The 19,323-nt window shown below is 67.1% G+C and carries 19 protein-coding genes; 11 read left to right on the top strand and 8 right to left on the bottom strand.

Annotation, left to right across the window (positions count from 1 at the left end; translation table 11 throughout):
* Positions 1 to 27 precede the first annotated feature (27 nt).
* Positions 28 to 690, bottom strand: coding sequence for a TetR/AcrR family transcriptional regulator (locus tag M1L61_RS19455; RefSeq protein ID WP_248853967.1), 663 nt, complete (start codon positions 688 to 690; stop codon positions 28 to 30).
* 76 nt (positions 691 to 766) lie between these two features.
* On the opposite strand from M1L61_RS19455, the gene M1L61_RS19450 reads away from it, so the two are divergent.
* Positions 767 to 1,462, top strand: a complete 696-nt coding sequence (locus M1L61_RS19450) for a hydrolase (RefSeq protein ID WP_248853966.1) — start codon at positions 767 to 769, stop codon at positions 1,460 to 1,462.
* 12 nt (positions 1,463 to 1,474) lie between these two features.
* Here the strand turns inward: M1L61_RS19450 and M1L61_RS19445 are convergent, their stop codons facing one another.
* A complete protein-coding gene (locus tag M1L61_RS19445; protein ID WP_043400085.1) occupies positions 1,475 to 1,891 on the bottom strand; it encodes a VOC family protein in 417 nt (138 codons plus the stop codon).
* A gap of 59 nt (positions 1,892 to 1,950) precedes the next feature.
* Complete coding sequence (locus tag M1L61_RS19440) at positions 1,951 to 3,054, bottom strand: alkene reductase (protein WP_109814504.1); 1,104 nt, start codon at positions 3,052 to 3,054, stop codon at positions 1,951 to 1,953.
* Between the two features lie 130 nt (positions 3,055 to 3,184).
* Between M1L61_RS19440 and M1L61_RS19435 the strand changes: the two genes are divergently transcribed.
* Positions 3,185 to 4,090 (top strand): LysR family transcriptional regulator, encoded by a 906-nt coding sequence (locus M1L61_RS19435; RefSeq protein WP_248853965.1) that lies wholly within the window; start codon positions 3,185 to 3,187, stop codon positions 4,088 to 4,090.
* A gap of 47 nt (positions 4,091 to 4,137) precedes the next feature.
* Here M1L61_RS19435 and M1L61_RS19430 read toward each other — a convergent pair whose 3' ends face one another.
* A complete protein-coding gene (locus M1L61_RS19430) occupies positions 4,138 to 7,230 on the bottom strand; it encodes a TonB-dependent receptor (RefSeq protein WP_224328563.1) in 3,093 nt (1,030 codons plus the stop codon).
* 214 nt (positions 7,231 to 7,444) lie between these two features.
* On the opposite strand from M1L61_RS19430, the gene frmR reads away from it, so the two are divergent.
* The 5 genes from frmR to M1L61_RS19405 all read left to right on the top strand — a co-directional run bounded on the left by frmR (position 7,445) and on the right by M1L61_RS19405 (position 11,792).
* Entirely contained in the window at positions 7,445 to 7,720 is a 276-nt protein-coding gene (gene frmR / locus M1L61_RS19425) for a formaldehyde-responsive transcriptional repressor FrmR (protein WP_005411009.1), read from the top strand.
* Positions 7,721 to 7,786: 66 nt separating this feature from the next.
* Entirely contained in the window at positions 7,787 to 8,896 is a 1,110-nt protein-coding gene (locus M1L61_RS19420) for an S-(hydroxymethyl)glutathione dehydrogenase/class III alcohol dehydrogenase (protein ID WP_010480874.1), read from the top strand.
* A gap of 8 nt (positions 8,897 to 8,904) precedes the next feature.
* On the top strand, positions 8,905 to 9,264 hold the full coding sequence (locus M1L61_RS19415) for a YqcC family protein (RefSeq protein ID WP_071305846.1): 360 nt from the start codon (positions 8,905 to 8,907) through the stop codon (positions 9,262 to 9,264).
* 62 nt (positions 9,265 to 9,326) lie between these two features.
* The gene (gene fghA / locus M1L61_RS19410; protein WP_248853964.1) at positions 9,327 to 10,157 is read left to right on the top strand and encodes an S-formylglutathione hydrolase; all 831 of its coding nucleotides are present in this window, start codon (positions 9,327 to 9,329) and stop codon (positions 10,155 to 10,157) included.
* Positions 10,158 to 10,346: 189 nt separating this feature from the next.
* On the top strand, positions 10,347 to 11,792 hold the full coding sequence (locus M1L61_RS19405) for a GGDEF domain-containing protein (RefSeq protein WP_248853963.1): 1,446 nt from the start codon (positions 10,347 to 10,349) through the stop codon (positions 11,790 to 11,792).
* 54 nt (positions 11,793 to 11,846) lie between these two features.
* Here the strand turns inward: M1L61_RS19405 and M1L61_RS19400 are convergent, their stop codons facing one another.
* Positions 11,847 to 12,317 (bottom strand): hypothetical protein, encoded by a 471-nt coding sequence (locus tag M1L61_RS19400; RefSeq protein WP_049480536.1) that lies wholly within the window; start codon positions 12,315 to 12,317, stop codon positions 11,847 to 11,849.
* Positions 12,318 to 12,322: 5 nt separating this feature from the next.
* Positions 12,323 to 12,769 carry a universal stress protein gene (locus tag M1L61_RS19395; RefSeq protein WP_043400104.1) on the bottom strand — a complete coding sequence of 149 codons (447 nt, stop codon included), beginning with the start codon at positions 12,767 to 12,769 and terminating at the stop codon, positions 12,323 to 12,325.
* 141 nt (positions 12,770 to 12,910) lie between these two features.
* Between M1L61_RS19395 and M1L61_RS19390 the strand changes: the two genes are divergently transcribed.
* From M1L61_RS19390 to M1L61_RS19375, 4 genes are all read left to right on the top strand, one after another.
* Positions 12,911 to 13,828: a LysR family transcriptional regulator gene (locus M1L61_RS19390; RefSeq protein WP_049435351.1), complete on the top strand. Its 918-nt coding sequence runs from the start codon at positions 12,911 to 12,913 to the stop codon at positions 13,826 to 13,828.
* Between the two features lie 153 nt (positions 13,829 to 13,981).
* Entirely contained in the window at positions 13,982 to 15,511 is a 1,530-nt protein-coding gene (locus M1L61_RS19385) for an MFS transporter (RefSeq protein ID WP_248853962.1), read from the top strand.
* 20 nt (positions 15,512 to 15,531) lie between these two features.
* Positions 15,532 to 16,614 (top strand): HlyD family secretion protein, encoded by a 1,083-nt coding sequence (locus M1L61_RS19380; protein ID WP_248853961.1) that lies wholly within the window; start codon positions 15,532 to 15,534, stop codon positions 16,612 to 16,614.
* Positions 16,611 to 18,026, top strand: coding sequence for an efflux transporter outer membrane subunit (locus tag M1L61_RS19375; protein ID WP_248853960.1), 1,416 nt, complete (start codon positions 16,611 to 16,613; stop codon positions 18,024 to 18,026). Before M1L61_RS19380 ends, M1L61_RS19375 begins: the two co-directional genes overlap by 4 nt.
* A gap of 144 nt (positions 18,027 to 18,170) precedes the next feature.
* On the opposite strand, the gene M1L61_RS19370 is transcribed toward M1L61_RS19375, so the two are convergent.
* Both M1L61_RS19370 and M1L61_RS19365 read right to left on the bottom strand, forming a co-directional pair.
* A complete protein-coding gene (locus M1L61_RS19370) occupies positions 18,171 to 18,734 on the bottom strand; it encodes a DUF3916 domain-containing protein (RefSeq protein ID WP_228354767.1) in 564 nt (187 codons plus the stop codon).
* A gap of 245 nt (positions 18,735 to 18,979) precedes the next feature.
* Entirely contained in the window at positions 18,980 to 19,318 is a 339-nt protein-coding gene (locus M1L61_RS19365; RefSeq protein WP_109814503.1) for a hypothetical protein, read from the bottom strand.
* Between the last annotated feature and the right edge of the window lie 5 nt (positions 19,319 to 19,323).

Below are 19,323 nucleotides of genomic sequence, written 5' to 3'. Positions count from 1 at the left end.
GGCACACAGCTGCGGCTTACTGGTTGACTACGGCGCCTGAAACACCGGCGCCAACAACGCCAGGCACTCACGCAGGTGCACCTCCACCGGCGCATCCTCGGCCACCACGCCGATCACGCGTTCGCGCAGCGGCTCGGCCACGGCCATTGCCAGAATCAGTCGCGCCATGCGAACAGGATCTCCCTCGCGCAGCAGCCCGCGCTGCTGCTGCCGCGCCAGCCAGTCAGCCAGCAGCGCTCGGCCGCGTTCGATGCCATTGTCCAGATAGGCCTGCAGCAGCGCGTCCTTGCCGGGGAAATCGGTGGCCAGCAGGCGGAACACCTGCACCGCCTGCGCCGACAGCGCCTGCGCGCAGACCGCCTGCAGGATGTCCTGCAACAGCGGCACGACCTCTTCGGCATTGCGCGCATCGCGCTGCAACTGTGGCGCGAAGCCGTCGGTCCATTCGCGCACCGCAAGCCCAACCAGTTCCTCGCGATTGCTGGCGTGGCGATACACCGTCTTCTTCGCCACCCCGGCGTGCGCCGCCACCGCTTCGATGGTGGTGGCCTCGTAACCCTGTGCCAGCAGCAGCTCCAGCGTGGCCTGCAGCACGGCGTGGCGGACTTCGGCTTCCGGGCGCGCAGGGCGGCCGCGGCGGCGGGTCGGCGTTGTGGGCTCGGGCAGGGTGGTGCTGTTCATTGCCCCCATCTTACCGCATCCAGCCAATTGAGAAACGAATAACGTTTCCGTATTGTCGGGTCTCCCAAAACCGCAGGAGACCCCGATGGATACCGCTGTGAACGCACGCGCCTGGCTGGACCACCACGATCTGCTCGACCCGGCGCCGATGCACCTGGAGACCGGCATCCAGCGCCGCGAAGACGGCACCCTGCTGGTGGCGGTGCGTACCGATCTGCACGGCTGCAAGGGCCGCATGCTGGACTGGTGGTTCACCTTCTTCGAGACCACCCAGCACATCCGCTGGTGGCATCCGGTTGATCATGTCGAGCATCGCGGCTGGGACGCGGCGTGGCAGCGCGGGCGCAGCTACCACGGTGCCAGCATCCATGCGGTGGAATCGCTGGCCGACATTCCGCCGGTGGCGGCGCGCCTGAAGTTCCATGATCCGCGCACGTTGATGGTGCCAGAGCGCCTGCAGGCGGCACAGGATGCCGGCGATGTATCGGCGGTGATTGCCGCGCGCATCGGCTTCGGCGACCACGTGCGCCTGGATGCAAACGGTGATCCCTGCGACGGGCAGATGCTGCACGTGGCACGCGATACGCCGTTCGGCTGTGTGCTGCGCAGCCGCTTCGTGCTGGGCCTGGACAGCGCTGATCCGCACCGCGATGCCGGCGATGCGGTCGGCCTGGGCCTGCTCAAGCACTGCTACACGGAGTTCAGTTTCCTCTCGCGGCTGCTGCCGTCGCTGTACTACGGCGAACGCGCGAATGGCGAGGCGGTACCGTTGCCGTGGTGAACCGCGCGCCGGTCATTCGACCAGCGCGTCGTAGCCTTCAGCACTGAACTGGATCAGGCAGAAGCCGTGGCCGAACGGGTCGGCCAGCACGGCGATGCGGCCCCAGCGACGCTCGCGCACGGACTGCTCGAGTGTCGCCCCGGCTGCAACCGCACGCGCCAGCGCGGCGTCGATGTCATCCACCACCCAATCCAGGTGCAGCGGCGTCCAATGGCGCTCGTAGTCGCGCACGTCGCCGTCTTCGGTGGCGGCGCTGCCGGCGTCGTTGTGCAGCAGGTAGAGCGGCGCTGGCCCACCGAGCAGCTCCACCGCGCCCGGGCCGAGACGGCGGCCGATGCGCAGGCCGAAGGCCCGGATGTAGAAGTCTTCGGCAGCGGCGAGATCGGGGACATCGAGATTGACGATGAATGACGCGGTGGGCGTATCCATGGGCAGATCCGGTGGATGCGGGCGGGCAGTGTACGCCCGCATCCACGCATGGCGTGGCTCTATTGTGCGCGCGGGTAGTCGAGGTAGCCTGCTTCGCCGCCACCGTAATAGGTGCTGCGGTCGGGCGTGGCCAACGCGATGTTGCGCTGCAGGCGTTCGACCAGATCCGGGTTGGCGATGAACGGCTGGCCGAACGCGGCCAGGTCGATGGTGCCGGCCTCGACCAGCTGCAGGGCGCGTTCGCGGGTCATGCCGCCGGCCAGGATCACGGTGCCACCGTAGGCCTGCTTGAACTGCTGCAGGAAGGCCTCGCCCAGCACCGACTGGCCCGCCTGCAGGTTGTCGTTGAGGTGCACATAGGCCAGCCCGCGCGTGCCCAGTTCCTCGGCCAGGTACAGATAGGTGGCTTCGTTGTCGGGGTAGAACGGCATGTCGAAGGTGAGGTTGTTCGGTGCCAGGCGCACGCCGATGCGCTGCGCACCGATGCGCTGGGCCATCGCATCGACGGTGTCCAGGATCAACCGCGCACGATTGGGCAGCGAGCCGCCGTAGCGGTCTTCGCGCTGGTTGATGAGCGGGTTGAGGAACTGTTCGAACAGGTAGCCGTTGGCCGCATGCAGCTCGATGCCATCGAAGCCGGCGCTGATCGCGTTGTCGGCGCCCCGTGCGAAGTCGGCAATGATGCCGGGGATCTCGGCGGTCTCCAGTGCACGTGCCGGGGTGGGATCGGCATGGCCGCGGCTACCATCGGCCAGATACACGAACGAGGTGTTCTTCGGTGCGCTGGCCACCGGGCGGGTGCCGGCGCTGACCGGTTGCCCACCATCGGGTTGCAGCGAGCTGTGCGACATGCGGCCGACATGCCAGAGCTGGGCGAAGATCGTGCCCTGCGCGGCGTGCACCGCCTCGGTCACGAGCTTCCAGCCGGCCACCTGTTCGGCCGACCAGATGCCCGGCACGTCGATGTAACCCTGGCCCTGCGGCGAGACCGGCGTGCCTTCGCTGATGATCAGGCCGGCGCTGGCCCGCTGCCGGTAGTACTGCGCGGTGAGTGCGTTGGCGACCGCGCCGGGGTTGCGGGCGCGGGTCATCGGGGCCATCGCGATGCGGTTGCGCAGGGCGGTGCCTGCCAGGTCGAAGGGGTGGAACAGGGCGGCGGTCATGTCGGTCATCTCAGTGCGGGGGAGGGGCGCCAGCGGCGCGATGCACACAGGATGGAGTTGACATGCAGGCGCATAAAGCGCTTCGATCTCCCTTGGTGCGGGACTATTTGTCCCCAATGGAGTGCGAACGATGCTGCCGCTGGAGTCCTTGAATGGCCTGGTGACCTTTGTCACCACCGCACGCTCGGGCAGCTTCACCGAAGCTGCCGATGCGCTGGGCATCTCGCGCTCGGCGGTGGGCAAGGCCATCGCCCGGCTGGAAACACGGCTGGGGGTGCGCCTGTTCCACCGCACCACGCGGAGCATCGCGCTGACCACCGATGGCGAGGCGTACTACGCCTCCTGTGCGGCGGCGCTGGAAGAGATCTCCGCGGCCGAGGCCTGCCTGGGGTCGGCCGGCCTGCCCAGCGGGCGGCTGCGCATCGACATGCCGTCCTCGTTCGGGCGGCTGGTGGTGCTGCCGGTGCTGTTGCGACTGTGCCGGCAGTACCCGGACCTGCAGTTGACGATGACCTTCACCGATCACTTCGTCGATCCCGTCGAGGAAGGCATCGACCTGCTGATCCGTTTCGGTGGGCTGCACCAGGCAGAGCATCTGGTGGCGCGGCGGCTGGGGCGCCAGCGGCTGGTCACCTGCGCATCGCCGGAATACCTGCAGGCATACGGCGTGCCGCGAACGGTCGAGGAACTGGCGCAGCACCGCAGCATCGTCGGCTTCCGTCATGGCCAGCCGGTCTGGTGGCGGATCGGCAGCGAGCAGGACGAGGGAACATTCATTCCCGGCGCGCCCTATCAACTCAATGATGGCGATGCGGTGATCGAAGCGGCCATCGCTGGCCTCGGCATCTGCCAGATGCCCATTTCACTGGTGCGCCGCCATCTGGATTCCGGCGCGTTGCAATTGGTGCTTGACGCGCACATGCAGCGGCACATCGACATCCATGCGCTGTGGCCACCGACGCGCCACCTGCGGCCCAAGGTACGCTATGTGGTGGACGAGCTGACCCGGTTGGCGGAACAAGGTCTATTTGATTGAGCGGGGCCCGTATAGCGGGCCCCGCCTGTGAAACCGCTGTGGCTGGCCTACTTGAAGTTGTAGCGCAGGCTGGCCATGTAGCGACGGCCCAGTGCATCCAATACATAAGGGAACGGACCGATGTCGTCGCCCACGTTGATCACCGACAGCGTCACGCGTGCGGCATCGGTGATGCGGTAGGTGACGTTGGCGTCCCAGGTGGTCCAGCTGTCGCGGTAGAAGTACTGACGGCTTTCCGGGGTATCGGTCATCGTGTACTGGGCGCGGCTGGTGTAGTTGGAGGCCACGCCGTAGTTCCAGTTGCCGATGCGATGCTGGGCGGTCCAGCGGAACTGGCGCTTGGGCTCGTTGAAGCTGCCCGCCTGTTCGACGAACGGCACGTCCCGGTTCGCGGCCTGGCCACGGTTCTTCGGCATGTAGCCGTAGAAGTCGAGGTCCAGCACGCCCAAGCGCGACAGGTCCCAACGGTAGCCGACTTCGGCGGTCCAGCCGCGGAACATCAGCACCGGGCCGTTGCCATACTCGGTTTTGATGCTGGTAGCCACGCCGGTGTTCGGATCACGCGTCACCAGGCCGCAGAAGCGGTTGGCGTTGGGCACGTTGGCGGCGTTGAAGTCGGCAGTGTCGAAGCAACCGGTGATGATGTCGTTGGCGCTCAGCGACGTGATCACGTTGTTGATCTTGATGTCATACCAGTCGGCGGCGACGCGCAGGCCCGGGATCCACTCCGGCGCGAACACGATGCCGGCCGTCCACGACTTCGCCGTTTCGTTCTGCAGGCGGGTGCTGCCGTTGGTCGAGCCCAGCGTATTGGTCGGCTGCTGGCGGAAGGTGTTCGGATCGGCGCCCGGGTAGGCGGCGAAGAACGCTTGGCAGTTGCGGCGACGCACCGCCGGATTGGAGCCGCCGCTGATGTTGTCCAGCGAGCACACTTCCGGGATGTTGTAGTAGGCCGGCTGCTGGGTGGTGTAGAGCTCGGCGATGGAGGGCGCACGCAGTGACTGGGTCTTGTTGCCGCGCAGCTGCAGGCCGGCGATCGGTTCGTACTGGATGCCGTAGGTGAACGCATTGAACGCGCCGGCGACGGAATTGTCGACGCGGCGGAACTTGGCGGTCAGGTCCAGGCGATGCAGGCCCGGGATGCCCCAGTCGGGATTGAACAGCGGTGCCAGCACTTCGGCGAACACTTCATTGGTGTGGTATTTGCCTTCCGCCGCCTGGGTCGGCACCGAACGACCCTGGCCCAGGCGCTGGTACTCGCTGGGGGTGAAGGAGCCTTCTTCGCGGCGGTGCTCGAAGCCGGCCGCGGCGGACAGCTCGCCGCCGGGCAGATCGAACAGGCCGCCGGATACCGACGCGTTTATGACGGTCTGGCGGGTCTGCGCCTTGGCCACGGTCCGGGTGGAGACGTAGTCCAGGGCTTCGCGCGACGCCTGGTTCTCGCCGAACAGATTCAGCGGGCGGCAGTTCGCATCGGCCGTGGTGCCCGGGCGGGTGGCGTCACAGATGATGCGCCCGCTGGCGTCGGTGGTGACGTTGATCGCATTGATGAAGTTCTGCTGGATCAGGCCGGTGCCGAGGTAGTCGAAGTCACCGCGGCCATGCGTGACGCTGGCTTCCCAGTTGAAGCTGCGCTTTCCAACCTCGAAGAAGCCGTTCAGCCCGAGCACCGCGCGGGTCAGGCGGGTCTCGGTGCTGGCGTTGTTCATCGACAGGTCGCGCGATGAGCGCGACAGCCGGAACGAGGTGATGCCGTTGTCGGCGAGGATCCTGCGGGTTTCCGCACTCAGGAACGGATTGCTGGCGCTGAAGGTCAGCGCACCGCTGGCGGTACCGCCGCCATCCAGGCGTGCATTGCCGAAGGACACGGCGTTGTAGACGTTCTGGTCCAGGGTTTCGCGGGCGGTCGCTTCGTATCGCGACAGCTCGAAGAAGCCGCGCACGTTGTCGGTGAAGTCGAAGCTGCCGGTGGAGAACACCGAGCGTCGTTCAAGGTCGGCGATCAGCGGCACCGTCTCGAACAGGTTCAGGCCGTCACCGCCGGAGGCGTTGCCGCCCGCATAGCTGGTACCGGGATTGAACTCGACCAGCTTGCCCTCGTTGTTGAACTGCCACAGTTTGTCTTTGTTCGGACCGAAGCCAAGGATGTCGCCCAGGCCGTTGCGCGTGTAGCTGCCGGTCGCCGGCATCACCAGGCCACCGAAGGTCATGCTGGCGATGCGCCGGTTGCGGATCCAGACCTGGTCGGGGATGCCGTCGGCCGGTCCGGTATTGAAGGGAATGCTGCCGTCGATGCGGCCATCATTGGTTGGCCGGCGCAGGGGCTGGAAGTTGCCAGCGTTGGCTGCAGTGGGGTTGGCCTGCAGGCTGTAGCCCTGGCGGTAGAAATCACGTTGCAGCGCGTTCACGCCGTCGGCATTGTCCAGTTCCGCCGCCACCACGATGTGGCCCCGTCCATCGGCGAATCCGGTACCAAAGATGGCCGACCATGAGTAGCGCTCGTTGTCGTTCTTGCTGGTTCTGCCATAGCCCAGTTCGACTTCGGCGCCATCGAACTTGTCGCGCAGGATGATGTTGTTGACGCCGGAGATCGCATCCGAGCCATAGGTGGGGGCACCGCCAACGCTCAGACTTTCAATGCGTTGCACCATGACGCTGGGAATGGCGTTCATGTCGACCTGGATGCCCGAGCCGCCGCCGGCACCGAAGATGGTGGGCGGGGTAGAGGTCACGAAGCGGCGTCCATTGACCAGGGTCAGCAGGCGATTGCTGCCCAGGCCGAACTTGCTGGCGAAGTTGACGCCCGCACCGAAACCGGCCTGGTCGCCGCGCGAACTGACGCCGGCACTGACCCCGGGAATCCGGGTCACCGCGTCGATGAGGTTGGTGTCGCCATAGTTCTCGATCGATTCACGGCTGACCACCGCAGCGGGTTCCAGCGTGTCGAAGCCGGCGCGGTAGATGCGTGAGCCGGTGACGGTCATCCGGTCCAGCTGCACGGGGGTCTTGCTGCTGGCGGGCTCGGCCTCCTGTTCCTGCGTGGCGGCCTGCTGCGCCATGGCCGGTGCGGCGGCCACCAGCACCAATGCCGAACCCAACGCGACAGACAAGCGACTGCGGGCGAACAACGGTCGGTACATGATCTCTCCCTGGTCACGCCAATGTGACTCAGGGATAAACGCAAGGGCGAATGCGACACCCTAGGCCATGAAAAAGTAACAATTGAATCTATTTACTATTCATTCATATTTGCAGGCTGATCTGTCCGTAGCGCATGCCCCGGCATGCATGATGTGGCTTCATCCGTCCGCGCGTGTATACTATCCCCCAGTATAGTTCCGAGGTGGCCCCGTCATGCCGCACTCCCCCGAGGAGAAGAAGAAGGTCCTGGCCCGCGTGCGCCGCATCCGCGGCCAGTGCGATGCGCTGGACCGCGCGCTGGAAGCCGGTGCCGACTGCGGGCCGGTGCTGCAGCAGATCGCGGCCATCCGTGGCGCGGTCAACGGCCTGATGTCCGAAGTGATGGAGGCCCATCTGCGCGAGGAGTTCGGGCAACCCGCAGCCTCCGACGAACAACGCGCCGAACGCGTGCGCGACATGAGCGCGTTGATCCGCTCGTACCTGAAATAAGCATCGGCGCCACATCGCGTCGATCGTCCTGCCATTCCATTCCCGCCTGATCCTGGAGAAGCCACCATGAAGTCCCGTGCCGCCGTCGCCTTTGGTCCCGGCCAGCCGCTGCAGATCGTCGAGATCGACGTCGCCCCGCCGAAGAAGGGCGAAGTGCTGGTCAAGATCACCCACACCGGTGTCTGCCACACCGATGCGTTCACCCTGTCCGGCGATGACCCGGAAGGCCTGTTCCCGGTGGTGCTGGGCCATGAAGGCGCCGGCATCGTGGTGGACGTGGGCGAGGGCGTGACCAGCGTCAAGCCCGGCGACCACGTGATTCCGCTGTACACCGCCGAGTGCGGCGAATGCCTGTTCTGCAAGAGCGGCAAGACCAACCTGTGCGTGTCGGTGCGCGCCACCCAGGGCAAGGGCGTGATGCCTGACGGCACCAGCCGCTTCAGCTACAACGGCGAGCCGCTGTACCACTACATGGGCTGCTCGACCTTCAGCGAGTACACCGTCGTTGCCGAAGTCTCGCTGGCGAAGATCAACCCGGACGCCAACCCGGAACACGTCTGCCTGCTCGGCTGCGGCGTCACCACCGGCATCGGCGCGGTGCACAACACCGCCAAGGTGCAGGAAGGCGACAGCGTGGCGGTGTTCGGCCTCGGCGGCATCGGCCTGGCGGTGATCCAGGGCGCGCGCCAGGCCAAGGCCGGCCGCATCATCGCGGTGGACACCAACCCGTCCAAGTTCGAGCTGGCGCGCGAATTCGGCGCCACCGACTGCATCAATCCGAAGGACTACGACAAGCCGATCCAGCAGGTCATCGTCGAGATGACCACCTGGGGTGTGGACCACAGTTTCGAGTGCATCGGCAACGTCAACGTGATGCGCGCGGCGCTGGAATGCGCGCACCGTGGCTGGGGCCAGAGCGTGGTGATCGGCGTGGCCGGTTCGGGCCAGGAGATCTCCACCCGTCCGTTCCAGCTGGTGACCGGCCGCAAGTGGATGGGCACCGCGTTTGGTGGCGTGAAGGGCCGCAGCCAGCTGCCGGGCATGGTGGAAGACGCGATGAAGGGCGATATCGAACTGGCCCCGTTCGTCACCCATACCATGGACCTGGACAGGATCAATGACGCCTTCGACCTGATGCATGAAGGCAAGTCGATCCGTTCGGTGGTGCACTACTGAGCCGCGTCATGGGCTGGCTGGATGCCCTGCGCCGGCCGCGTGCGGAAGACCCGCGGGCGGCCTTGGTCGCCCCGATCGAGCAGGCGCTGCGTGCGCTGGGCTGGGTAGTGGGCGAGGTGGGGCCAGCGCGTACGGTGACCTCGGCCTTCGGCAGCGACGATGGCATGCCATTCGAGCAATGGCTTGCGCAGGTATTCCTGCCGCGCCTCTACGAGGCGCGCGCGGCCGGGCAGTGGCCGCCGCGCAGCGATGTGGCGGTGGCGGCCTCTCGCAATCTTGATGGCCAGCCTGGCGTCGAACCATTGCTGCGCCTGCTGGCGCAGCTGGATGAACGGATCAACAAAGGCATCCACGCCGCGCGTGGATAAGCCGACCAGGGTCGGCATCTACCAGAACACGCGTGCGCTGGCGCGCCGCGCAGGAGAGCACCATGGAACGCATTGAACACCGCGCCTGTTTCGGCGGCTGGCAGGACGTCTACCGCCATCATTCCACCACGCTGGGCTGCGACATGCAGTTCGCCGTGTACCTGCCGCCGCAGGCGGAAGCGCAGGCGCTGCCGGTGCTGTACTGGTTGAGCGGCCTGACCTGCACCGAGCAGAACGTCATCACCAAGGCCGGCGCGCAGCGCTATGCGGCCGAGCACGGTGTGATCATCATTGCGCCTGATACCAGCCCGCGCGGCGATGACGTGGCCGATGCCGAAGGCTATGACCTGGGCAAGGGGGCGGGGTTCTACCTCAATGCCACCCGTGCGCCGTGGGCGAAGCACTACCGCATGCACGACTACGTGGCACAGGAACTGCCGGCACTGATCGAGGCGAATTTCCCGGTCACCGATGCGCGTGGCATCAGCGGTCACTCGATGGGCGGTCACGGTGCGCTGGTGATCGCGCTGCGCAACCCGGGGCGCTACCGCAGCGTGTCGGCGTTCTCGCCGATCGTTGCACCCAGCCACGTGCCGTGGGGGCAGAAGGCCTTCCACGCCTACCTGGGCGACAACCCGGCGGACTGGGCGCAATGGGACGCCAGCGAGCTGGTCGCCGTGGCCCGTGAGCGCCTGCCGTTGCTGGTCGACCAGGGCGAGGCGGACGAATTCCTGCAGACCCAGCTGCAGCCGCAGCGCCTGCAGCAGGCCTGCGATGCCGCCGGCCATCCGCTGACCCTTCGCCTGCAGCCCGGCTACGACCACAGCTACTACTTCATCGCCAGTTTCATCGGGGAGCACATCGCACACCACGCCCGCGCCCTGCACGGCTGAGGGCGTTCCGGTGGTGCCGGCTGCTGGCCGGCTACCTGCCGCCCTGTGATTCCCTGGGATTGCCGGCCAGCAGCCGGCACTACCCTGGTGGTGCACGCGGAGTGTCGTTTTGCCGCAGTGGATCACGCCGCTGTGGCGTACAGGCGCGCTATGGTGCGGCCATACGGCCTTGCGGATCGGGGGGGATGCATGCCGGTAGTGCTGGCGATGCTGTACGTGCTTTGCCATGGGCTGGTCGTGGCGTTCTGGCCGAGCCCGGCGGGCGTAGGCTCTTTCGTATTCCTGACCGGTGCGCCGCTGCTGGCCGCTGCCGCGTGCCTGGTGCGGGCGCAACGTGACCGCGCCGCTCTGGGCTGGCGTGCTACCGCGATGGCACTGCTGCTGTGGGCCGGCGGCATGACGTTCAACATGGTGGATGCGCTGGGCGCCGGCCGGGCTGACTTCACCCCGCGCGTCAGCCTGTTGTTGTACGTGCTGTATGGCGTGCCGCTGGTGTTCATCCTGGCCCGGGCACGCCGCGAGCGCTTGAGCATCAGCCTGATCGACGCGGCGATGGCGGCGTTGCTGGGGGTGCTGTTCTTCGTGCACACCGCATCGTTTGCCGCCCGTGTCGAGGTCGACGCCCATGCGATGTCCAACATGCAGCGCATGTTCGACATCCAGAATCTGTGTATCGCCGGGTTCGCCGTGGTGCGATGGCTGGCCGGCGACGTGCCCGAACGGCGTAGATTCTTCCGCGCACTGGCGCTGTACGCTCTGGCCTATCTGCTGGTGGCCTACTACATCAACCATTACACATCCGATGATGCATTCGGTGCGTTCAACGATCTGCTGATCGACGTACCTTTTCTGCTGATCGCCTGCCTGGCGCTGGACACGGCGCCGGACACAGGCACCGCGGCACACCCGAGGCTGGCGCGGACGGTGCAGGCCGCCGGTCCGATCATCCTGCCATTGCTGCTGCTGGTGGTCGGCACGTTGGTGGTCGATCATGCGCGGCCGTTGGCGGTCGCGGGCTTCGTCGTAGCTACCCTTGGTTTCGGCCTGCGCAGCGTGTTGCTCCAGGCGGATCTTCTGGAACGCCAGGCAGCACTGGATCAACTTGCGCGGCAGGATGGCCTGACCGGCGTGGCCAACCGTCGCGAATTCGACGCACGGCTGATGTCCGAGTGGAATCGCGCACGGCGCAGCGGCACCGAGCTGGGCCTGCTGCTGGTGGATATCGACCACTTCAAGGCCTTCAACGACCAGCACGGCCATCCGGCTGGTGATCGTTGCCTGCAGGCGGTGGCCGGGGTGCTGAAGGCCATAGCCGGTCGCGGTGGTGACAGCGTTGCTCGCTATGGCGGCGAGGAATTCGCCGTGATCGTGCCGGGAAGCCCGCTCTCGGGCGTGCTGGCGCTGGCCGAGCGCCTGCGCGAGGCGGTGGCAGCGCTGCCGCTGCCGGAAGGGTCGGTCAGTATCAGCATCGGAGTGGGCTACCTGCATCCGCCGGCCCTGGCCAGTGCCGATCAGTTGCTGGCGGACGCCGATGCCGGCCTGTATGCCGCCAAGCGCGCCGGTCGCAACCAGGTGATCCTGCATGCGCACGTGCTCGACGACGAAGGCAGTGCGCACGGCAGGATGGATTGCTGAGCGCGCCAGGTAGCCGCTCCCTGTGCGCGATTGCGCACGGTCGGCGCGGCCGGGTCATCGCTGCCGCAGCCAGCCGGTGGGATCGAGCAGCCTCAGCCCGACCGGTGACAACGAGCGCTGTCGCAACGGCAGTTTTGCCGCCTGCACGGCTATCGCACAGCGCGCCAGCTGCTGGCGCAACGGTGCCAGCGTGTCGTCTTCGCGCGGGCGCGCATGCCGCCATTGTGCGATGCGCAGCAGGCAGACCAGCAGGTCCAGTTCGCTGGCGGCAATGAACGGAGAGCCGGCGGGCAACAGGTCGATCGGTGCCGTCGGCGCGGCCAGCAGCGGCAGCAGGTTGATGAACGCGTCGCAGCCTTCAGGATCAAGGCCGAGGCCGCGCAGCTGTGCGAGTCCATCGGCTACGAGATCGGGGTCACGCAGCTGGCGTATCGCCGCCAGCAGCGCCTGCTCGCCACGGCCGAACTGGCGGCCGAAGGCACGGTAGCTGACCCGGGTGGGAAACAAGGGGGAACGGGAGGCCATGGCAGCTAGGGTTGTGGGTCGCGGGTTTCCACCAGCACGGGGCAGGGGGCGTGATCGATGGTCCATTGCCCGATCGAGGGTTCGAACAGGCGCTCCAGCCGGGACAGGTGGCGGTGGCCGATCACGATCAGATCGCACTTCAGGCGCCTGGCCTGGTCGCTGATGACTTCGCCGGGGTCGCCGGAGGGGATCTGCGCGATGGCATCGACGCCGCGCTCGCGCAGCTCGGCCAGGGCTTCGGCCAGCACCGCCTCGGCGCGGGAGCGCTGGCGGGCGGCTTCCGGGTACTCGATACGGTCGGCTTCGCTGGCATCGGCCGCCAGCGCGAATTCAGGGTCGAGCACGCACAGCAGGTGCAGGCGGCTGCGGGGGCCGGCGATGGCCGCGGCCAGGTCCAGCACGCGCGCGTGCTGGGGGCCACCGTCCAGGGCGACCAGCAGGGTATTGAACATGGATGTCTCCTTGGCAGGCCGGGGATGGTCGCCGATGTCATCGCGCGCACCCATGCCGTGCGCGGCAGTCAATGAATGCGTAGAACGCAATCCATGGTGGTTACAGGTGCCGTAGAGTCATCTGATTTACCGGAGACTGTCATGCCCCTGCCGGACCTGAACCTGTTGCTGGCACTGGACGTGCTGATTGACGAATGCAGCGTGGCCGCCGCCGCGCGGCGGATGAACCTGAGCGCGCCGGCGATGAGCCGTACCCTGGGCCGGATCCGCACCGCCCTGGGCGACCCGGTGCTGGTGCGTGCCGGCCGCGGGCTGGCGCCCACGCCGCGCGCCCTGCAGCTGCGTGAGCAGGTCCGCGACGTGATCGAGCAGGCCCACCGCGTCTTCAATGCCGGTCGCGAGATCGACCTGCGCACCCTGGAGCGCACCTTCAATGTCCGCGCCAATGATGTCTTCATCGGTGGATTCGGCGGACGCCTGCGTGAACTGTTCCGCCAGCAGGCGCCGCGCGCGGTGCTGCGCTTCGTGCCCGAGGGCGATACCGACGACGATGCGATGGCACAGGGCCGGATCGACCTGTACATCAGCACGGCCGGCAAGCATGCGCCCGATACCAAGGTGCAGAACCTGTTCAGTACCTCGTTCATGGGCGCAGCGCGCGAAGACCATCCACTGTTCGACGAGGAGATCAGTGCCGAGCGCTTTGCCGCGTGCGACCACATCGCGGTGTCGCGCCGTGGCCTGCCACGTGGGCCGATCGATGATGACCTGGCCACGCTCGGCCTGCAGCGTCGCGTGGCGCTGATCAGCCCGACCTTCCACGGTGCGATCTTCGCGGCGGCCGAATCGGACCTGATCCTGCCGCAGATGCCAAGCGTGATGCTGGAGCGGATCGTCAACATGCGCCTGCCGTTGCGCCTGTTCCCGCTGCCGATTCCGGTGCGGACCGCGGCCATCGTGCAGGCCTGGCATCCGCGCCTGGACAACGACGCCGCGCACCAGTGGCTGCGGCGCTCGATCAAGACCATGTGCGAAAGCGCAGGGGAGGCCTCGCGCTGACATCTGCACGCGTGCGCCCGGCGCACGCCTGGGATGCCGGCGACGCCATTTTTCACAGGGTACCGGCTCCCTAGACTGCGCTCCCCGGAGTTTCACTGAGCGCATTCCAATGACCCCCAACATGCCGTGCACTGCACGGATCGGTGCCCGGCGATGAGTACGCCGGCCGCCGCTGTCCCGGCCGCCGCAGCGCCCCGTCCTGCCGCCACCCCCGGGCTCGATCGCCGCATTCTGGTCGGCCTGTGTGGCGTGCTGCTGGCGGTGCTGGTGTCGGGCTTCAACGAGAACATCACCAAGGTCGCCCTGGCCGACATCCGTGGCGCGATGGGTTTCAGCGTCGACGACGGCAGCTGGGTCGTCGCCCTCTACAGCGCGATGTCGGTCAGCGCGATGGCGTTCGCACCGTGGTGCGCCGCCACCTTCTCGCTGCGTCGCTTCGCATTGGCGATGATCGGTGGGTTCATGGTGCTGGGCGTGCTGTGCCCGCTTGCCCCGAACCTGCAGGTGTTCCTGCTGCTGCGTGCATTGCAGGGCCTGTGCGGTGGTGCACTGCCGCCGTTGCTGATGAGCGTGGCGCTGCGCTTCCTGCCGCCGGGCATCAAGCTGTACGGCCTGGCCGGGTACGCGCTGACGGCGACGTTCGGCCCGAGCATGGGCACGCCGCTGGCCGCGTTCTGGGTCGAGCAGGTGGGCTGGCACTGGGCGTTCTGGCAGATCGTGCCGTACTGCCTGGCCGCCATGGCGATGGTCAGCTGGGGCCTGCCACAGGACCCGCTGAGGCTGGAACGCTTCGCCCAGTTCGATACGGTCGGCCTGCTGCTCGGCCTGCCAGCGCTGGTGCTGCTGGTACTGGGCCTGGTGCAGGGCCCGCGCCTGAACTGGTTCGACTCGTCGATGATCACGCTGATGATCGGGGGGGGCGCCGGCCTGATGGTGCTGTTCATGATCAATGAATGGTTCCACCCCTTGCCGTTCTTCAAGCTGCAACTGCTGGCCAACCGCAATCTCAGCTACTCACTGGTGACGCTGGGCGGCGTGCTGTTCGTGTTGCTGGCGGTGATCTCGATCCCGTCCGGTTTCCTGGCCAGCGTGCAGGGCTACCGGCCGTTGCAGACCGCACCGATGCTGCTGTGGGTGGCGTTGCCGCAGGTGATCGCGCTGCCGCTGGTGGCGGCGCTGCTGAACATCCGCGCGGTGGATTGCCGCTGGGTGCAGGCCACCGGCCTGGTGATGCTGGCGCTGGCCTGCTGGCTGGGCTCGCACCTGGACGTGGCCTGGATCCGTGACAACTTCCTGTGGGTGCAGCTGCTGCAGGTGTTCGCACAACCCATGGCAGTGCTGCCGCTACTGATGCTGGCCACCGGCGGCCTGGCGCCGCAGGACGGCCCATTTGCCTCGGCGTGGTTCAACACGGTCAAGGGTTTCGCTGCGGTGCTCGCCAGCGGCGTACTGGATGCCGTCGCCCAGGGCCGCCGTCATTTCCATTCCACCGTGCTGGTCGACCGCCTGGGCGAGCAACCGTGGCTGGCCGATGGCCCGCAGCTCGGCGCGCGCCTGCATGCACAGGTGCAGGCGCTGACCTCGGCCGACCTGTACTGGGTGGTCGCACTGGTGGCGCTGGCCTTCATTCCCCTCATTGCCTGGATGCCCACCCGCATCCACCCGCCACGTGCCGTGGCCTGAACCTTTCGCAGGAACCCCTCATGACGATCAATCGAACCACTCTCCACACCGGCCTGGGCCTGGGCGTACTGGCCCTGGCCATCGGCGCCTGGCTGCTGCTGCGCGACTCTGGCCACCAGAGCACCAACAATGCGTACGTGGTGGCCGACTACACCCTGGTGGCTCCGAAAATTCCCGGCTTCGTCAGTGCCGTGGAGGTGGAGGACAACCAGTCGGTGAAGGCCGGCGACGTGCTGGCCCGCATCGACGACCGTGACTACCAGGTCGCCCTGCAGGCGGCCCGTGCCGACCTTGCCAATGCCCGCGCACAGCTCGCCAACGCACAGGCCGCACTGGCCCAGCAGGATTCGCTGATCGCGCAGGCCAGGGCCAGTGTCGATGTCAGCCGTTCCGAACTGACCCTGGCCAGTGCCGACCAGCAGCGCTACCGCGAACTGGCCCGTGACGGCGCCGGAACCGTGCAGAACGCGCAGCAGGCGCAGTCGAAGCAGGCCGTGGCCAGTGCCCACCTGCAGCAGGGCCAGGCGGCGCTGTCGACCGCGCGCCAGCGCACCGACATCCTGACCGCCGGTGTGCAGGCTGCGCAGGCCGCGGTGCAACGCGCGGAAGCGGCGCAGGCCCGCGCAGAACTGGATCTGTCGCACACCGTGCTGCGTGCACCGATCGACGGCGTGGTCGGTCGTCGAGCAGTGCGCGTAGGTGCCTACCTGACCCCGGGTACACCGGTGGCCGCGGTGGTGCCGCTGAAGCGTGCCTTCGTGGTCGCCAACTTCCAGGAAACACAGATGACCCGCATGCAGGCCGGCCAGCAGGTCGAACTGAAGGTGGACGTGTTCCCGGGCAAGCCACTGCGCGGGCACATCGACAGCATCGCGCCGGCCACCGGCGTCACCTTCGCCGCTGTCGCACCGGAGAATGCCACCGGCAACTTCACCAAGGTGGTGCAGCGTATTCCGGTGAAGATCGTGCTGGAGCCGGGCCAGTCGCTGCTGGACCAGCTGCGTGCCGGCATGTCGGTGGAAGCCAGTGTCGACCTGGGCAGCCGCGCGCGCGCGCAGAGCGTGAAGCACAGTCCGGGCCATGCGGCCGGGGAGGGCGCATGAGCGCAGTTGCCTTGTTCCGCAGCACCTTCGTTGCGGCCAGCCTGTGCACGGCCCTGGCTGCCTGCACGATGGGTCCGGACTTCGTACGTCCTCAGGCGGAACTGCCCAGTCACTGGCAGGGCGAGGCCGTCGCGGGCAACGCGATCGATCAGGACGCCGCCTGGTGGGCCGGCTTCGACGACCCACTGCTCGGACAGCTGGCCAGCCAGGTGCTGGAGGCCAACCTGGACCTGCAGCTGGCGGCCAACCGCGTGCAGCAGAGCCGCGCCGCGCGTGGCATCAGCGCCGCCAACCGTCTGCCCAGCGTCAGCGCAACCGCCAGCGGCGCACGCGCACGCAACAGCGAGGTGGGCTTGAACGATCCGTCCGGCAACGGCGGTCGTGATGACTATGGGCTGTTCCAGGCCGGCATCGGCCTGAGCTGGGAACTGGATCTGTGGGGACGGGTGCGCCGCCAGGTGGAAGCCGCCGATGCACGCGTGCAGATGGCCGAGGAGGATGCACACGCAGTGCGCATCGCGCTGCTGGCGGAAACCGCGCGTGATTATCTGCAGCTGCGCGCGACGCGGCAGCTGCTGGCGATCACCGAGGACAACCTCGGCATCGCCCACGACATCAAGCGCCTGACCGAAGCACGCCAACGCCAGGGCGTGGCCAGCACGCTGCAGGTGTCCAGCGCGTCCGCGCAGGTGGCATCGCTGCAGGCACGCATCGCGCCGCTGCGGCATCGTGAATCGCAGCTGCGCAATGCACTGGCGTTCCTGCTGGCGCAGCCTCCGCAGGCACTGGATGCGCAGCTGCAGAATGCATGCCGTGACTGGCCCGCACTGCCGGCCGTGGCGGTGGGGCTGCCCAGCGAACTGGCCGAGCGTCGCCCTGACATCCGTCGCGCCGAAGCGGCGTTGCATGCCGCAACGGCCGGCATCGGCGTGGCCAAGGCCAGTTTCCTGCCGCGTATCACCTTGAATGGCGACGCTGGCTTCCAGGCCAAGCAGCTGGATGATCTGGATGGCTGGAACGCACACCGTTTCAGCATCGGGCCGTCGATCAGCCTGCCGATCTTCCAGGGCGGCAGGCTCAAGGCCAACCTTGCGTTGAGCAAGCTGCAGCAGCAACAGTCGTCGCTGCAGTTCCAGCGCACGGTGCTGCAGGCCTGGCATGAAGTGGACGACGCCATCGATGGCTACGCCGCCGAACAGCAGCGCACCGTGCAGCTGCACGTGGCAGTGGACGAAAGCGAGACCGCGCTCGGTGCGGCGCGCCGGCAGTACCAGGCCGGCGTGGTCGACATGCTGGACGTGCTGACCACCCAGCGCATCGCACTGGACAACCAGGCCGCACTGGCCAACAGCCAGGCCGCCGCCGCGATCGCGCGGGTGGAGCTGTACCGCGCGCTGGGCGGTGGCTGGTAGCGATAGGGAAACGCCGGGCCATGCCCGGCGGTTCGTCGGTAGTTGCCAACCTTGGTTGGCAGCTTTTTTGGAGCGCCAACCAAGGGTGGCGTCTACCAGAGCCCGTCGTGCGCTGGGCCACGTGCTGTGGACCCGGTGGACGCATCAACGCCCGTCCGCTACCTCGCCGTAAAACCAGTATTCCTGTTCCAGACCGTCATCGTGGTCGGTGGGAGGAATGCTGACCTGCACACCTCGCTCCTCAACGCCTTGGGGTAGGACGAGCTGCCATTCGGCGGAAAGACTGCGCGAGGTGATGGCGGTGACCTGGCCATCCGCTGTCGAGGCGACGTGGCCCTGGAAGTACGCTTCGTCCAGGTAAAGGCAAATCTCGCTGGAGAACATCCCTGGCTGGGCGATGCAGCAGGTTACCCGCACAGTAGCTTGTGAAGCGGGCCGCGACTGGATCAGATTTGCGCAGGCGCTGATGAGCGATTGGGCGCAGGCACGCTGGATTCTCAGGGTGGCGGCCGGGCCTTCGATCAGACCGGCTCGGGTCGGAACCTTGTAGTTCCAGTAGCGAGCTTGACTGCCCAACTCCTCTGGCGAGGGAAACGCACCACTGAAGCAGTCAGCCCAATGCTGCAGGTCGCGTAGTCGGCGTGGGGCATCGCGCAGCTTCTTCTCGCCGCGCGTACCCGGCCGGGTGATGGCATCTCTGTTTCTCATTCCCACAGTGTGCCAGCCACATGCGCGGCGGGTTGGAAAGCGCCAACCAGGGTTGGCATCTACCGGAGCAGCCCTCGGAAGCGCCGGGCCATGTCCGGCGGCGCGTCAGTAGTGGCCAACCTTGGTTGGCAGCCGTTTGTGCAAGCGCCAACCAAGGTTGGCGTCTACCAGAGCATGGTCATCGGCACCGGGTCGATCACGACACGGGCACGGTAGCGCCGGGCCATGCCCGGCGGGCGGGTGCCTCAACGCACGTCGCGCAGTTCCCAGTGGCTGCCGGCCAGCAGGCGCAGGCGCTGCTTGAACACGTCGCTGTCGATGCGGGTGGTCGCCACCAGGTTGATGCGCAGATCCTTCTGTTCGCCGGTCACGGTGGCATCCGGATCGGTCACGCCCCACTGCGGTTCCACCGCATCCGGGTCGGGTTGCTTGGCCTTCCAGCGCTCGAACAGCGCGCCGCTGCGCAGCGCGTCCTGCAGTTCCTCGGCGAAGCCGGCGGCGCCCTGCGAATGGAAGGACAGGTCAGGGTCGTTGCCGCGGGCCTTGGAGGGATCGGGCAAGCTGATGTGGTACTGCGCAGGCATGGAGT

It is taken from the genome of Stenotrophomonas sp. NY11291, assembly GCF_023277365.1.
Lineage (GTDB): Bacteria > Pseudomonadota > Gammaproteobacteria > Xanthomonadales > Xanthomonadaceae > Stenotrophomonas > Stenotrophomonas geniculata.
The sequence above is the reverse complement of the archived record's forward strand: the minus strand, read 5'-3'. Positions and strand labels throughout refer to the sequence as shown.

What these genes read in the sequence shown, in the direction of transcription:
- frmR (WP_005411009.1), top strand. Translation starts at nt 7,445, where the DNA reads ATGCCGCACTCCCCCGAGGAGAAGAAGAAGGTCCTGGCCCGCGTGCGC.
- M1L61_RS19435 (WP_248853965.1), top strand. Translation starts at nt 3,185, where the DNA reads ATGCTGCCGCTGGAGTCCTTGAATGGCCTGGTGACCTTTGTCACCACC.
- M1L61_RS19455 (WP_248853967.1), bottom strand. Translation starts at nt 690, where the DNA reads ATGGGGGCAATGAACAGCACCACCCTGCCCGAGCCCACAACGCCGACC.
- fghA (WP_248853964.1), top strand. Translation starts at nt 9,327, where the DNA reads ATGGAACGCATTGAACACCGCGCCTGTTTCGGCGGCTGGCAGGACGTC.
- M1L61_RS19385 (WP_248853962.1), top strand. Translation starts at nt 13,982, where the DNA reads ATGAGTACGCCGGCCGCCGCTGTCCCGGCCGCCGCAGCGCCCCGTCCT.
- M1L61_RS19405 (WP_248853963.1), top strand. Translation starts at nt 10,347, where the DNA reads ATGCCGGTAGTGCTGGCGATGCTGTACGTGCTTTGCCATGGGCTGGTC.
- M1L61_RS19370 (WP_228354767.1), bottom strand. Translation starts at nt 18,734, where the DNA reads ATGAGAAACAGAGATGCCATCACCCGGCCGGGTACGCGCGGCGAGAAG.
- M1L61_RS19440 (WP_109814504.1), bottom strand. Translation starts at nt 3,054, where the DNA reads ATGACCGCCGCCCTGTTCCACCCCTTCGACCTGGCAGGCACCGCCCTG.
- M1L61_RS19395 (WP_043400104.1), bottom strand. Translation starts at nt 12,769, where the DNA reads ATGTTCAATACCCTGCTGGTCGCCCTGGACGGTGGCCCCCAGCACGCG.
- M1L61_RS19375 (WP_248853960.1), top strand. Translation starts at nt 16,611, where the DNA reads ATGAGCGCAGTTGCCTTGTTCCGCAGCACCTTCGTTGCGGCCAGCCTG.
- M1L61_RS19380 (WP_248853961.1), top strand. Translation starts at nt 15,532, where the DNA reads ATGACGATCAATCGAACCACTCTCCACACCGGCCTGGGCCTGGGCGTA.
- M1L61_RS19415 (WP_071305846.1), top strand. Translation starts at nt 8,905, where the DNA reads ATGGGCTGGCTGGATGCCCTGCGCCGGCCGCGTGCGGAAGACCCGCGG.
- M1L61_RS19430 (WP_224328563.1), bottom strand. Translation starts at nt 7,230, where the DNA reads ATGTACCGACCGTTGTTCGCCCGCAGTCGCTTGTCTGTCGCGTTGGGT.
- M1L61_RS19365 (WP_109814503.1), bottom strand. Translation starts at nt 19,318, where the DNA reads ATGCCTGCGCAGTACCACATCAGCTTGCCCGATCCCTCCAAGGCCCGC.
- M1L61_RS19390 (WP_049435351.1), top strand. Translation starts at nt 12,911, where the DNA reads ATGCCCCTGCCGGACCTGAACCTGTTGCTGGCACTGGACGTGCTGATT.
- M1L61_RS19450 (WP_248853966.1), top strand. Translation starts at nt 767, where the DNA reads ATGGATACCGCTGTGAACGCACGCGCCTGGCTGGACCACCACGATCTG.
- M1L61_RS19420 (WP_010480874.1), top strand. Translation starts at nt 7,787, where the DNA reads ATGAAGTCCCGTGCCGCCGTCGCCTTTGGTCCCGGCCAGCCGCTGCAG.
- M1L61_RS19445 (WP_043400085.1), bottom strand. Translation starts at nt 1,891, where the DNA reads ATGGATACGCCCACCGCGTCATTCATCGTCAATCTCGATGTCCCCGAT.
- M1L61_RS19400 (WP_049480536.1), bottom strand. Translation starts at nt 12,317, where the DNA reads ATGGCCTCCCGTTCCCCCTTGTTTCCCACCCGGGTCAGCTACCGTGCC.